The following is a 13,422-nucleotide window of genomic DNA, read 5'->3' as shown; positions in this document are numbered from 1 at the left end:
CTGAAATCTGCTCAACCGCCCAGCAGACGATGAATGCGCGTCAGCCCGGCCGCCAGCCGATCGGCTTCCTCTTCGCTGTTATAGAGCGCGAAAGAGGCGCGACACATCGCCGGCACCGCATAATGACGCATCAGCGGCATGGCGCAGTGGTGGCCGGTGCGAATGGCAATGCCGTACTGGTCAAGGAAGCTGCCGACGTCAAATGCGTGGTGCTTGCCGAGGTTAAACGCCACCACGCCGCTGCGTTCGGACGGGCCATAAATCACCAGGTCCGGCACCGATGCCAGCTTGTCCAGCGCATAGCGCATCAGCTGGCTTTCGCGCTGATGGATTGTCTCCAGACCGAGTTCGCTAATCCACGTCAGCGCCGCGCCGAGACCGATGATGCCGCCGGTGTTCGGCGTGCCGGCCTCAAAGCGCCACGGTGCGCCATTCCAGGTGGTACCGGTTGGCAGCATGACCTGATCGATCATCGAACCGCCGCCTTCCCACGGTGGCATGATCTCCTGTAGCGCTTTACGCGCGTACAGCACGCCAATCCCGGTCGGTCCATAGATTTTATGGCCGGAGAACACGTAGAAATCGCAGCCGATATCCTGCACGTCAACCGCGTGGTGCATCACCGCCTGGGCGCCGTCCACCAGCGTCACCACGCCCGCCGCTTTCGCCTGCGCCACGATGGCTTTCACCGGGTTAACCGTACCCAGCACGTTGGAAACGTGCGTTACCGCCAGCAGGCGCGTACGGCTGTCGATCAGCCCCGCCAGCTGTTCCAGCGCCAGCTCGCCGTTATCGTTAAGCGGCAGCACACGGATTTCCGCACCGGTACGCTGCGCCACCATCTGCCATGGCACGATGTTGGCGTGGTGTTCCATCTCAGTGACGATCAGGTTATCGCCCGGCTGCAGCTGACTGCCGCCCCAGCTGTTGGCCACCAGATTGATGCCTTCGGTGGTGCCTTTAACGAAGATGATCTCTTCCGGCGCGGCGGCATGCAGAAAACGCGCCGCCTGGGCGCGCACGTTTTCCATGTCGCTGGTCGCCTGCGCACTCAGCGAGTGAATACCGCGATGCACGGCCGCATAGCCGTGCTGATAGAAATGACTCTCGGCGTTGATCACCGCGAGCGGGCGCTGTGCGCTGGCCGCGCTATCAAGGTAGGCCAGCGGATGTCCGTTGACCTCACGACTCAGAATCGGAAATTCCGCTCTGACTCGTTCGAGATCGAAACTCATGACTCAACTCCCGGGAAACGGTCGGTAATACGTTGCAGCACCACCTGGCGCAGCGCGTCATCTTCCAGCGCTTCCGTCAGTTCTGCGGCGAAAGCATGGATGATCATCTGCTGCGCGGCGTCTTCGGCGATGCCGCGCGAGCGCAGGTAGAACATCTGCTCATCGTCGATGCGACCGATGGTCGCACCGTGGCTGCACTTAACGTCATCGGCGTAGATTTCCAGCTGCGGCTTGGTGTCCACTTCCGCCAGGCGACCGAGCAACAGGTTGTTGTTGGTCATCTGCCCGTCCGTTTTCAGCGCGTGTTGTGCCACTTTGATGTGGCCGTTGAACACCGAGCGCCCTTTGTCACGCGAAATGGTTTTGTGCAGCTGGCGACTCAGGCAATGGCCCTTGTTGTGCTCCAGATAGCTGCGCGTGTCCGCCACTTCGCTGCCTACCGGCAGTACCAGACTGTTCAGCGACAGCTCGGTGTTTTCACCGTTAAGCTGCACGCTGGTGTTGTGACGCGACAATCCGGCACCCAGCAGGAAGCTGGTGCTGCTGACCTGCGCATCACGACCAATCACGATGTCGTTGTGCGCAAAGTGGTAGCTGCTGCTCTCTTCAAACGCCAGCTTGATATGCTTCAGCTGCGCGTTGTCGCCCACCGCAAAGGTGAAGCGCGCGCCGGTGAAGTGCGCGCTGGCATTCAGGGTCACGTAATGCTCGATCACCTGCGCCTGCGCGCCGGATTCCAGCTCCAGATGGTGACGGTGATGCACGGTATTCAGCGCATCCGCCTGACCGCTGGTAATGTGCAGCAGATACAGCGGCTGTGCTGCAGCTTTGCCGCGCGGCAGACGAATCGAGGTCACCTCTTCCGCCAGGCTTTCTGTCAGGTGCAGGAACACTTCCGGCTGAACCGCGGCCGGTAGCGGGCGGCGCTCAGCGGCACGGCTGTGCTGCACCTCAAACAGACCGGTGTCACGCGCGCTCAGCTCGGGCTGGAAGCGGCCGTCGACGAACACCAGGCAAAGGGCGTCCAGCGGCAGCGCCAGCGCAGCCACCTGGTCAGCGCTCACGCCTGGCGCTTCCGCCTGCACGAACTGCTGTGCCAGCAGGCTGTCCAGTGCGGTGTATTTCCAGTTTTCATGCTTGCGCGTCGGCAGGCCGACACGCATCAGCTGCTGCCAGTGCTGCTGGGCCTGCAGCGAACGTTGCTCGCCGCGCGACTCAAACAGATGATGCCACTGCTGCAGCGCGTTATCACTCCTGGTCGGTAAGCCAGCCATAGCCTTGCTCCTCCAGCTGTTTCACCAGCGTAAAGTCGCCAGACTTCACGATTTTGCCCTGATACAGCACGTGCACGTGATCGGGCTTGATGTAATCCAGGATGCGCTGGTAGTGCGTCACGATGATGAACGAGCGCTTGCCGTCGCGCAGGCTGTTTACGCCTTCGGCGACAATTTTCAGCGCATCGATATCCAGACCGGAGTCGGTTTCATCAAGGATGCACAGCTCAGGCTCCAGCGCCGCCATCTGCAGGATGTCGTTACGCTTCTTCTCACCGCCGGAGAAGCCGACGTTGACGGAACGGGTCAGCAGATCTTCCGGCATCTTCAGCAGCTTGATCTTGTCTTCGATGAAGTCCTGGAAGTCGAAACGGTCCAGCTCTTCCTGCTCACGGTATTTACGTACCGCATTGACCGAAGTCTGCAGGAAGAATTGGTTGCTGACGCCCGGGATTTCCACCGGGTACTGAAACGCCATGAAGATGCCTTCACCGGCACGCTCTTCCGGCTCCAGCTCCAGCAGATCTTTGCCCTTAAAGGACACAGAACCGCCGGTGATTTCATAATCTTCACGACCGGCCAGCGTGGCAGACAGTGTGCTCTTACCGGAACCGTTCGGTCCCATGATGGCATGCACTTCGCCGGGCTTAACCTCAAGGTTCAGACCGCGCAGAATCTCTTTGTCTTCAACGCTAACCTGTAAATCTTTAATGCTTAACATACTCTTTCCTTCACATTGCTTCCGGCAACGCGTGTGGCATCAGCCGACACTGTGCTCAAGGCTGATCGCTAACAGTTTTTGCGCTTCCACGGCGAATTCCAGTGGCAGCTCGGAGAAAACGTCTTTACAGAAGCCGTTGACGATCATCGAGATCGCATCTTCTTCGCTAATGCCGCGCTGCAGGCAGTAGAACATCTGATCTTCACCGATGCGCGAGGTGGTGGCTTCGTGCTCAAGCTGCGCGCTGTTATTGCGCGTTTCCACGTACGGGAAAGTGTGCGCGCCGCAGTCTGGCCCAATCAGCATCGAGTCACACTGGGTGAAGTTACGCGCGTTGGTCGCGGTCGGCATGATTTTCACCAGGCCGCGGTAGGTATTCTGGCTCTTACCGGCCGAGATCCCTTTCGAGATGATGGTCGATTTGGTGTTTCTACCAATGTGAATCATCTTGGTACCGGTATCGGCCTGCTGGCGACCGCTGGTCAGCGCGACGGAGTAGAATTCACCCACTGAGTAATCACCGCGCAGGATGCAGCTCGGGTATTTCCAGGTGATGGCTGAGCCGGTTTCGGACTGCGTCCACGACATCTTGCTGTGCTCGCCTTCGCACAGCGCACGCTTGGTGACGAAGTTAAGGATACCGCCCTCGCCTTCTCCGCCCGGGAACCAGTTCTGCACCGTGGAGTATTTCACTTCGGCGTTTTTGTGGATGATCACTTCAACCACCGCTGCGTGCAGCTGGTAGGTGTCGCGCACCGGCGCTGAACAGCCTTCGATGTAGCTGACGTAGCTGTCTTCATCGGCAATCAGAATGGTACGTTCGAACTGGCCGGTTTTCGCCGCGTTGATGCGGAAATAGGTCGACAGCTCCATCGGGCAACGCACGCCTTTCGGGATGTAAACGAACGTCCCGTCCGAAGCTACCGCCGAGTTAAGCGCAGCAAAGAAGTTATCGTTGTGCGGCACCACGGTGCCGAGATACTTCTGCACCAGCTCCGGATGATCGTGGATCGCTTCACCGAAGGAGCAGAAAATAATGCCCTGCTCAGCCAGCTTGTCACGATAAGTGGTCGACACGGACACCGAGTCGAAAATGGCGTCCACCGCCACTTCCCTGCCTTCACGCACCGGCACGCCCAGCTGGTTAAACGCGTCTTCCACTTCTTTGGTCAGGTAATCGCTGGAGGCGACGCTGCCGGAGGTCTGAGTGGCACCCGGTTCAGAGGCACAGCTGTCATCGCAGTTGCCGCAGGACGGCGCGGAATAGTAGCTGTAATCCTGATAATCGAGTTTGTCGTAGTGCGCTTTCAGCCAGTGTGGCTCTTCCATCTCTAACCAGGCGCGAAACGCCTTGAGGCGGAACTCCAGCATCCACTCGGGTTCGTTACGTTTGGCCGAAATGGCACGCACCACATCTTCATTGATGCCGTGTGCCAGTTCGTCGGTTTGCAGCTGGGTGAAGAAGCCTTCTTTGTAGTTCAGGCTGCCTTCCCAGGTTTGTACATCGTCAGATGCTTCGCTGTGTCGTGACATATTTCACTTACTCGACGCCAAAGCTTTCACCGCACCCGCAGGCGTGCTGAGCTTTAGGGTTGTTGAATTTAAAAATCTGGTTCAGGCCTTCGCGGACATAATCCAGCTCGGTGCCGTCAACAAACGGCATCGCCTGAAGCGGCACAAACAGTTTTGCGCCATATTGCTCAAACTGCAGGTCGTCATCGGCAGGCGCTTTCACCAGATCCATAACGTACCCAAAACCGGCACAGCCGGACTGCTTCACGCCCAGTTTCAGGCCCTTAACTTCCGGGTCCTGTTCAACCAGGCTGAGAATCTGTTTCGCTGCCGATTCGGTCAGCGTGAGCCCTTTCCAGACGAAATCGTCAGGTGAAAAAGACGCTGCATTTACTGATGACATAGTGCTACCTCGTAAGTCTGGGCCTTTTCAGGCTATCCCCCTATGGTAGTGATATCAGATATCACTTCAACCTCTTGTTTTGCAGGGATAATCATCTCGTGCTGTTTTTTACTGCTGCTTTATTAAGCATAGTCCCTTCCCACCAGCTTGTGCGCGCCATTCCCGCGCGCGCCGTCAGAACGTAACCTGTTCATAAGCCGTAAATTTTCCAGTTCGCTTTTTACGTTTATGCTCTGATTGATAGGTTACGCCTTTGCTGAATGTAAAGAGATTGTTATTGCCGATTTTTATAACAGGCAAAGGAAATCAATAAAATTTCACGGCGGGAATTGCATTCCTGGCGCGGTTTAATATGATAATGATTATCATTAACCTACTTTGGGTGGCGACATGACGCTTTCCGTCTCAGCCTGGTTACAACACAAAATCGACGAATATAAGTTTTCCGTGCGTGACATCACCGTCGACTTTTATCTGGCTCAGGCAAAGCTCAACCGCACCGATTGTTCGATTGAACAGTTGCGTCGTTTCAACGATACCTGTCTCGACATGGCCGAAATCTGCCAGCTGAACGGTGACGATCATAGCTACCTGCATGCCATGGGCAAGCTGCACCACCGTTTAGTGCAGGAGATGGGCAATGCCGATCGCGACCGTCTGTTCCGTATTCAGGCTTACCAGCTGGCGCGCCTGTCGCTGACCCGTTTGTGTCATCAACTGGCGCTCAGCGGCGACTGGGACCAGGCCACTCGCCTGCAAAGTGATTTCGTCCGCCACGCAGGCTGGATATTCTAATCCAGCTTTGTGACGGCTCCTACAATTTGTTTACATCAATTCCAGCAAAGCCTGTAGCGGATGGCGCATACCGTTGCCCTCGGCGCGTTTCACCTGGCTGCGGCAGGAGAAGCCGGTAGCGAGACAACGCTGACGCGGCAGCTTCTGCAGTTGCGGATGCCACGACAGTTCATAAATGCCCAGCGAGTTCGCCAGGTTTTTACTCTCGTGACCATAAGTGCCGGCCATGCCACAGCAGCCCACGTTGATGTTCTCCAGCTTCGCGCCAAAGCGGGCGAAAATAGCCTGCCACTGATTGGGCGTTGACGGCAGCGCCGTGACCTCGGTGCAGTGGGCAAACAGATACCAGGCTTCGCCGCTGGCGATCTGCACCTCGTGCCCGGCCAGCACGCCGTGCAGCCACTCATGCACCAGTTGCACGCTGAACGCGCCGCGCTGCTCGCCCAGCACCTGCTGATACTCGTCGCGATAGCACAGCACCGTGGCCGGATCGACACCGACCATCGGCACACCGAGCTGCGCCACCCGGTTAAGGAAGTCAGCGGTTTTGCCGGCGGTGCGGGCAAAGCGCTGCAGAAAACCTTTCACGTGCTGTGCTTTCCCATTGGGTGAGAACGGCAGCAGCACCGGCCGGTAGCCGAGTTTTTCAATCAGCCGGATAAAATCGGTCACCAGCTGCGCTTCGTAATAGCTGGTAAACGGATCCTGCACCACCAGCACGTGCTGCGCGCGCTGTGCCGTATCCATCGCCTCCAGCTGCTCCAGCGTCACCCGCATCGCCGGGTGGCCGCTCAGCTGCTGCTTCAGGCTCGGCGAGGAGAGCAGTGGCAGATCCACCATGCCGATGTGGCGCTGGCTCAGATCGCGCATCCACGGCTGTTTCAGGAAGAAGTTAAACACCCGCGGCGCTTTGGCCATCAGCGGCGCATAGCTTTCGACCGACGCCACCAGATGGTCGCTGACCGGGCGCAGATAGCGGGTGTGATAAAGCTGCAGGAAGCGCGAACGGAAATTCGGCACATCTATTTTGATCGGACACTGTGTTGAGCAGGCCTTGCACGCCAGGCAGCCGGACATCGCCTCTTTCACTTCATGCGAGAAGTCATATTCGCCCTGGCTGGCGTGCCAGGTGTTACGCGTGCGCTGAATCAGGCTGCGCAGGCTGGCACCCTGTTTTGGTAAGGCCTGCTCCAGCTGCAGCGGATCAACGCCCTGCTCCGCCAGCAGACGCAGCCACTCGCGCGTGAGCGTGGCGCGCCCTTTTGGCGAGTGGATGCGGTTGCGGGTGATTTTCATCGACGGACACATCGGGCTGCGTACGTCAAAGTTGAAGCACAGCCCGTTGCCGTTACACTCCATCGCGCCGCGCCAGTCGTTGCGCACCGTCAGGGGAATCTGCCGATCGAGGCTGCCGCGCGTGGCGGCATCAACCTGCATCATGGGTTCATCGTTACCCAGCGGCGTACAGATTTTGCCCGGATTAAGGCGGTTATCCGGATCGAACGCCGCCTTGATGCGACGCAGCTCGTTAAACAGCGTTTCGCCAAAAAATGCCGGACTGTACTGGGCGCGGAAGCCTTTACCGTGCTCGCCCCACAGCAGACCGCCGTAGCGCGCGGTGAGCGCCACCACTTCGTCAGAGATTTGCTTCATCAGCATCTCCTGCTGCGGATCGCACATGTCCAGCGCCGGACGCACGTGCAGCACGCCGGCATCAACGTGGCCAAACATACCGTAGCTCAGGCCGTGGCTGTCGAGCAACGCACGAAAATCCACAATGTAATCCGCCAGATGCTCCGGCGGCACGGCGGTGTCCTCAACGAACGGAATCGGTTTGGCGCGCCCTTTAGCGTTGCCGAGCAGGCCAACCGCTTTTTTACGCATGTTATAGATGCGTTCAATGCCGGCCAGATCATCGCACAGCTGATAGCCCATCACGCCGCCCTGCTGCTGCGCCATCAGCGCATCCAGCCGCGCGCACAGCGCGGTGATTTGCTGCGCAATCAGCGCCGCATCGTCACCGGCAAATTCGACAATGTTCAGGCCGAGCATCTCTTTGCCCGGCACATCGGTAATCAGCTCGCTGACCGAATGCCAGACGATATCCTCGCGCGCCAGGTTCAGCACTTTTGAGTCGACCGTTTCCACCGACAGCGCGTTGGCCTCGACCATAAACGGCGCGTTGCGCAGTGCCGAATCGAACGAATCGTATTTGATGTTTACCAGCCGCCGCACTTTGGGGATCGGCGTGATATCCAGCCGGGCTTCGGTGATAAAGGCCAGCGTGCCTTCGGCACCGCACAGCAGGCGCGTCAGGTCGAAGGTTTGCAAATCGTCGCTGAACACATGGCGCAAATCGTACCCGGTGAGGAAGCGGTTCAGTTTCGGGAACTTCGCCAGAATCAGCTCGCGCTGTTCGCGGCAGCGATTAAGCACCTCTTTATAGATGCGTCCTTCGGCGGTCGGCGTGCTGGCCAGCTGTTCCGCCAGCGCAGTGGGCATCGCGCGCGTATCAAGAATGTCCCCTCCCAGCAGCACGGCACGTAAGCCTTCGACGTGATCGGAGGTTTTGCCATACACCAGCGATCCCTGGCCGGAAGCATCGGTATTGATCATGCCGCCCAGCGTGGCGCGGTTACTGGTCGACAGCTCGGGAGAGAAGAAAAAGCCGTACGGCCTGAGCCAGGCGTTGAGCTGATCTTTCACGACGCCAGCTTCCACCCGTACCCAACCCTGCTCGGTATTGATCTCGAGGATGCGGTTCATGTAGCGCGACATGTCGACCACAATCCCCTGATTGAGTGACTGCCCGTTGGTGCCGGTGCCGCCGCCGCGTGGCGTAAACACCAGGCTGTTAAAGCGTGGCTCGCCGGCCAGACGGGCAATCAGCGCCACATCCGCCGTCGAACGCGGGAACAGCGCCGCATCGGGCAGCAGCTGATAGATGCTGTTGTCGGTGGAGAGTGTGAGGCGGTCGGCATAGCTGGTGGCGGTGTCGCCGGTGAAGCCCTGTTCTTTAAGCGACTGCAGGAATGTCAGCACCAGTTGAACGAGGCCTGGCGCCTGAGAAATCTGTGGGATCATTATTTCGTGACCGGGATGTTGTAAACGTTTGCGTGGTTAATTTTTTCAACTCTTGGTTGTATCACATTTTTTTAGCGGCCGCTGTTTTTTCAGGAAAACGGCCGCGCGGCGCTGCTTTTTCTGTTTAATTTTCAGGAAATAGATCATCATTGTGATGGCGTCGCTGAGCGCCCTCCTGAAGGATTACTGAGGTCTGTGTTGTGATGAAAAGCCTGCAACGCGGTATGGATCTACCGCAAATGTTGTTCTCGCTGATGTTCATCTTGCTGATGATCATTGCCTGTTTGTGGGTGGTGCAGCCGTTCATTCTCGGCTTCGCCTGGGCCAGCATGGTGGTGATTGCCACCTGGCCGCTGATGATTCGTCTGCAGCAGCTGCTGTGGGGGCGCCGCTCGCTGGCGGTGATCGCCATGACGATACTGCTGCTGCTGCTGTTTATTATTCCTATCGCGCTGCTGGTCAGCAGCCTGATTGATAACAGCGCGCCGGTGATTGCCTGGGCAACCCAGCGTCATCTGGTGCTGCCGGATCTCGCCTGGCTGCGCGAGATTCCCTACGCCGGACGCAAACTCTATTCCAGCTACCATAAAATGATCGACGGCGGTGGCGCGGCGATCATGAGCCAGATACAACCTTATATTGGCCGCACCACCGGCTTCTTTGTCGCTCAGGCCGGGCACTTCGGCCGCTTTATGTTGCATCTTGCCCTGATGCTGCTGTTCAGCGTGCTGCTCTACTGGCGCGGTGAGCAGGTTGGCCTCGGCATCCGTCACTTTGCCTATCGCATGGGTGGCCGGCGCGGTGACGCGGCGGTGTTGCTGGCCGGTCAGGCGATCCGGGCCGTGGCGCTCGGCGTGGTGGTGACCGCGCTGGTGCAGGGCGTGCTGGGCGGCATCGGGCTGGCCATTTCCGGCATTCCGTATGCCACGCTGCTGACGGTATTAATGATTCTTACCTGCCTGGTGCAGCTCGGGCCGTTAATCGTGCTGGTGCCGGCGATTATCTGGCTCTACTGGAGCGGCGATACCACCTGGGGCACGGTGCTGCTGGTGTGGAGCTGCGTGGTCGGCACGCTGGATAACGTGCTGCGTCCGATGCTGATTCGCATGGGCGCCGATTTACCGATGATTCTGATACTTTCCGGGGTAATTGGCGGGCTGATCGCTTTCGGCATGATTGGATTGTTTATCGGTCCGGTGGTACTGGCGGTCTCTTACCGGCTGGTTTCCGTCTGGATGCACGAAGCGCCCGCGCCGGATGACGATCCGCAAACCGCCATCGAGGCGCTGGCCGAACATGAAGAGCCGCAGCCGTAACCCACTCTTCTTTTCTAACCGGGCGCCCGGCCCGGTTTTCTCCTCTGGTTTCCGCGCATCTCATCCATACCGATTTGCCTTAGTTAAGCGTGGTTAAGACCCATTAATCAGCGCCACTTAATTTCGCAGCACAATAAATTTTTTCCATTAGTGATTTTTAAGAAAAAACGCACTTTTTAGCGTTTAAGCCCTGTTGCACCGATAAAATGATTATTTTTCGCACTGAATCCTGTGCCGGATGGGTGAAAAAGCGTGATGAAAGGTTATCAGCTTTAAACTAATAAGAGGATTCTTAAAGACGTCAGCGGCGGCGGTGAATAACATGTTCACTATGTTTTAAATCAAGCCACTGATTTTTAAACAACCTTTTTCCCCTGAGTAAAGTGAAGAATTGCTGTGTGTAGTCTTTGCCCATCCCCTGTGATGGGCTTTTTTTTGCCTGCAATTCAGCGATAAACAGAGCGGCCCGGCGGCGAACGCCGTCAGCGCTGGGTTTATGGCACTCTTCGTGAATGAAACAGGCGACGGGAAAAAGACAGGCGCCCGACGATTGCCGGGCACCTGGAAGGGATGACAGATTATGCTTTGGCGGCGTCCAGCTCAGCGAGGCTCAGCCAGGTTTCCACCACGGTATCCGGGTTGAGCGACAGGCTGTCGATGCCCTGCTCCATCAGCCAGGCCGCGAAATCCTGATGATCGGATGGCCCCTGGCCGCAAATGCCGACGTATTTGCCCTGCTTCTTCGCCGCCTGAATTGACATCGACAGCAGCGCCTTCACGGCATCGTTGCGCTCATCAAACAGCGCCGACACCACACCGGAATCGCGATCCAGACCCAGCGCCAGCTGCGTCATGTCGTTAGAGCCGATAGAGAAGCCGTCGAAGTGCTGCAGGAACTGTTCTGCCAGCAGCGCGTTGGACGGGATCTCACACATCATGATCACCTTCAGTCCGTTCTCGCCGCGTTTCAGGCCCTGCTTCGCCAGTTCAGCCACCACGGCTTCGGCCTGATCGACGGTGCGTACGAACGGCACCATAATTTCAACGTTGGTCAGCCCCATCTCATTGCGCACGCGCTTCACCGCTTCGCACTCAAGCGCGAAACAGTCGCGGAAGCTGTCCGCCACGTAGCGTCCGGCACCGCGGAAGCCCAGCATCGGGTTCTCTTCCTCAGGCTCGTAACGCTCGCCGCCGACCAGGTTGGCGTACTCGTTGGTTTTGAAATCCGACAACCGCACGATGACGCGCTTCGGCGCAAAGGCCGCGCCCAGCGTGGCGATCCCTTCGGTCAGTCGCGCGATGTAGAACTCTACCGGATCGTCGAAGCCTTTCATCATCTGACGAATCTGCGCCTGCAGTTCCGGTGTCTGCTGATCAAACTCCAGCAGCGCTTTCGGGTGCACGCCAATCATGCGGTTGATGATGAACTCGAGGCGCGCCAGGCCGACGCCTTCGTTGGGCAGGCAGGCAAAGTCAAAGGCACGATCCGGGTTACCGACGTTCATCATAATTTTCAGCGGCAGATCTGGCATGGTGTCGACCTGCGAACTGGTCACGTCAAAATCCAGCAGATCGTTGTACACATAGCCGGTATCGCCTTCGGCGCATGACACGGTAACCTTGTGCCCGTCCTTCAGGTGCTCTGTCGCGTCGCCACAGCCCACCACCGCCGGAATGCCCAGCTCGCGCGCGATGATCGCCGCGTGACAGGTCCGGCCGCCGCGGTTGGTAACGATCGCTGAGGCCTTCTTCATGATCGGTTCCCAGTCCGGGTCGGTCATGTCGGTGACCAGCACATCGCCTTTTTCGATACGGTGCATCTCGCTGATGTCGTGAATCACCTTCACTTCGCCCGCACCGATGCGATGGCCGATGGCGCGGCCTTCCACCAGGATCTTGCCTTTGCCCTGCAGGCTATAGCGCTCCATCACCTGACCATTAGAACGCACCGTCTCCGGTCGCGCCTGCACGATGAACAGTTTGCCGGTGTGGCCATCTTTGGCCCACTCAATATCCATCGGACGCTTGTAGTGCTGCTCAATCAGCACCGCCTGGCGCGCCAGCGCCTGCACTTCATCGTCGGTCAGGCTGAAGCGGTCGCGCTGTTCCTGTTCCACGTCTTCAATGCGCACCTGTTCGCCATGCGCCTGCGAATCGGCATATACCATGCGAATCTTCTTCGAGCCCATGGTGCGGCGCACAATCGCCGGACGATTGGCAGCCAGCGTCGGTTTGTGCACGTAAAATTCATCCGGGTTGACCGCGCCCTGCACCACCATCTCGCCCAGACCGAACGCCGAGGTGATAAACACCACCTGGTCGAAGCCGGATTCGGTATCAATGGTGAACATCACGCCGGAGGAAGCGAGGTCGGAACGTACCATGCGCTGGATACCGGCCGAGAGTGCCACGCCGCGGTGGTCATAGCCCTGATGCACGCGATAGGAGATGGCGCGATCGTTAAACAGCGAGGCGAAAACGTGCTTCACGGCCACCAGCACCGCATCATAGCCCTGCACGTTGAGGAAGGTTTCCTGCTGACCGGCAAACGAGGCATCGGGCATGTCCTCGGCGGTGGCCGATGAGCGCACCGCAAAGGAGGCTTCGGCGTCATCAGCAGAAAGTTGTTCATAGGCGCTGCGAATCGCCGCTTCCAGCTCTGACTGGAAAGGCGTATCCACCACCCATTGACGAATCTGTTTGCCGGCCTGCGCCAGCGCTGCAACATCATCAATATCCGTGTTATCCAGCAACTCATAAATACGCTGGTTCAGTCCGCTTTGGTCGAGAAACTGATTAAAAGCGTAAGATGTCGTCGCATAGCCGTTTGGCACGGAGACCCCGAGCGACGACAAATTGGTAATCATTTCTCCCAGGGAAGCATTCTTGCCCCCTACCCGATCAACATCATGCATGCCAAGCTGGTTGTACCAGAGCACTAGCGACTGTTGGTCTTGATTGGACATTGAGATTATCCTTTTAAATGATTGGAGCACATGGAACATTTTGCTATTCGCCAGTCCAGCCTGGCACAATCAATTAATAAAGACTAAGTGTTGAATCGTTAAAGCAGAAAATCGGC

Annotated in this window: 9 protein-coding genes and 1 other RNA gene; 3 read left to right on the top strand and 7 right to left on the bottom strand. The window is 57.9% G+C overall.

The window, feature by feature from the left end; translation table 11 throughout:
- Nucleotides 1-11: 11 nt before the first annotated feature.
- Genes sufS through sufA form a run of 5 tightly spaced genes read right to left on the bottom strand, consistent with a single transcriptional unit; the run spans nucleotide 12 to nucleotide 5,145 of the window.
- A complete protein-coding gene (sufS, locus tag MXF20_RS03225; RefSeq protein ID WP_325967641.1) occupies nucleotides 12-1,235 on the bottom strand; it encodes a cysteine desulfurase SufS in 1,224 nt (407 codons plus the stop codon).
- Entirely contained in the window at nucleotides 1,232-2,509 is a 1,278-nt protein-coding gene (gene sufD, locus MXF20_RS03220; RefSeq protein WP_325967640.1) for a Fe-S cluster assembly protein SufD, read from the bottom strand. The genes sufS and sufD overlap by 4 nt, the downstream gene beginning before the upstream one ends.
- Nucleotides 2,484-3,230, bottom strand: coding sequence for a Fe-S cluster assembly ATPase SufC (sufC, locus tag MXF20_RS03215; protein ID WP_325967639.1), 747 nt, complete (start codon nucleotides 3,228-3,230; stop codon nucleotides 2,484-2,486). The genes sufD and sufC overlap by 26 nt, the downstream gene beginning before the upstream one ends.
- Before the next feature lie 39 nt (nucleotides 3,231-3,269).
- The gene (sufB, locus tag MXF20_RS03210; RefSeq protein ID WP_325967638.1) at nucleotides 3,270-4,763 is read right to left on the bottom strand and encodes a Fe-S cluster assembly protein SufB; all 1,494 of its coding nucleotides are present in this window, start codon (nucleotides 4,761-4,763) and stop codon (nucleotides 3,270-3,272) included.
- Nucleotides 4,764-4,770: 7 nt separating this feature from the next.
- Nucleotides 4,771-5,145, bottom strand: a complete 375-nt coding sequence (gene sufA / locus MXF20_RS03205) for a Fe-S cluster assembly scaffold SufA (protein ID WP_058776260.1) — start codon at nucleotides 5,143-5,145, stop codon at nucleotides 4,771-4,773.
- Nucleotides 5,146-5,535: 390 nt separating this feature from the next.
- Between sufA and MXF20_RS03200 the strand changes: the two genes are divergently transcribed.
- A complete protein-coding gene (locus MXF20_RS03200) occupies nucleotides 5,536-5,940 on the top strand; it encodes a hypothetical protein (protein WP_021506233.1) in 405 nt (134 codons plus the stop codon).
- Between the two features lie 30 nt (nucleotides 5,941-5,970).
- Here MXF20_RS03200 and MXF20_RS03195 read toward each other — a convergent pair whose 3' ends face one another.
- Nucleotides 5,971-9,024, bottom strand: a complete 3,054-nt coding sequence (locus MXF20_RS03195) for an FAD-binding and (Fe-S)-binding domain-containing protein (protein WP_325967637.1) — start codon at nucleotides 9,022-9,024, stop codon at nucleotides 5,971-5,973.
- 203 nt (nucleotides 9,025-9,227) lie between these two features.
- Between MXF20_RS03195 and ydiK the strand changes: the two genes are divergently transcribed.
- The gene (gene ydiK, locus MXF20_RS03190; RefSeq protein WP_325967636.1) at nucleotides 9,228-10,340 is read left to right on the top strand and encodes an AI-2E family transporter YdiK; all 1,113 of its coding nucleotides are present in this window, start codon (nucleotides 9,228-9,230) and stop codon (nucleotides 10,338-10,340) included.
- A gap of 331 nt (nucleotides 10,341-10,671) precedes the next feature.
- Nucleotides 10,672-10,779, top strand: an RNA gene (gene rprA, locus MXF20_RS03185) — antisense sRNA RprA.
- Nucleotides 10,780-10,918: 139 nt separating this feature from the next.
- Here rprA and ppsA read toward each other — a convergent pair.
- Nucleotides 10,919-13,306: a phosphoenolpyruvate synthase gene (ppsA, locus tag MXF20_RS03180; protein ID WP_325967635.1), complete on the bottom strand. Its 2,388-nt coding sequence runs from the start codon at nucleotides 13,304-13,306 to the stop codon at nucleotides 10,919-10,921.
- Nucleotides 13,307-13,422: the final 116 nt, after the last annotated feature.

The sequence above is a fragment of the Pantoea dispersa genome, from assembly GCF_035783935.1.
GTDB lineage: Bacteria > Pseudomonadota > Gammaproteobacteria > Enterobacterales > Enterobacteriaceae > Pantoea > Pantoea dispersa_C.
The sequence above is the reverse complement of the archived record's forward strand: the minus strand, read 5'-3'. Positions and strand labels throughout refer to the sequence as shown.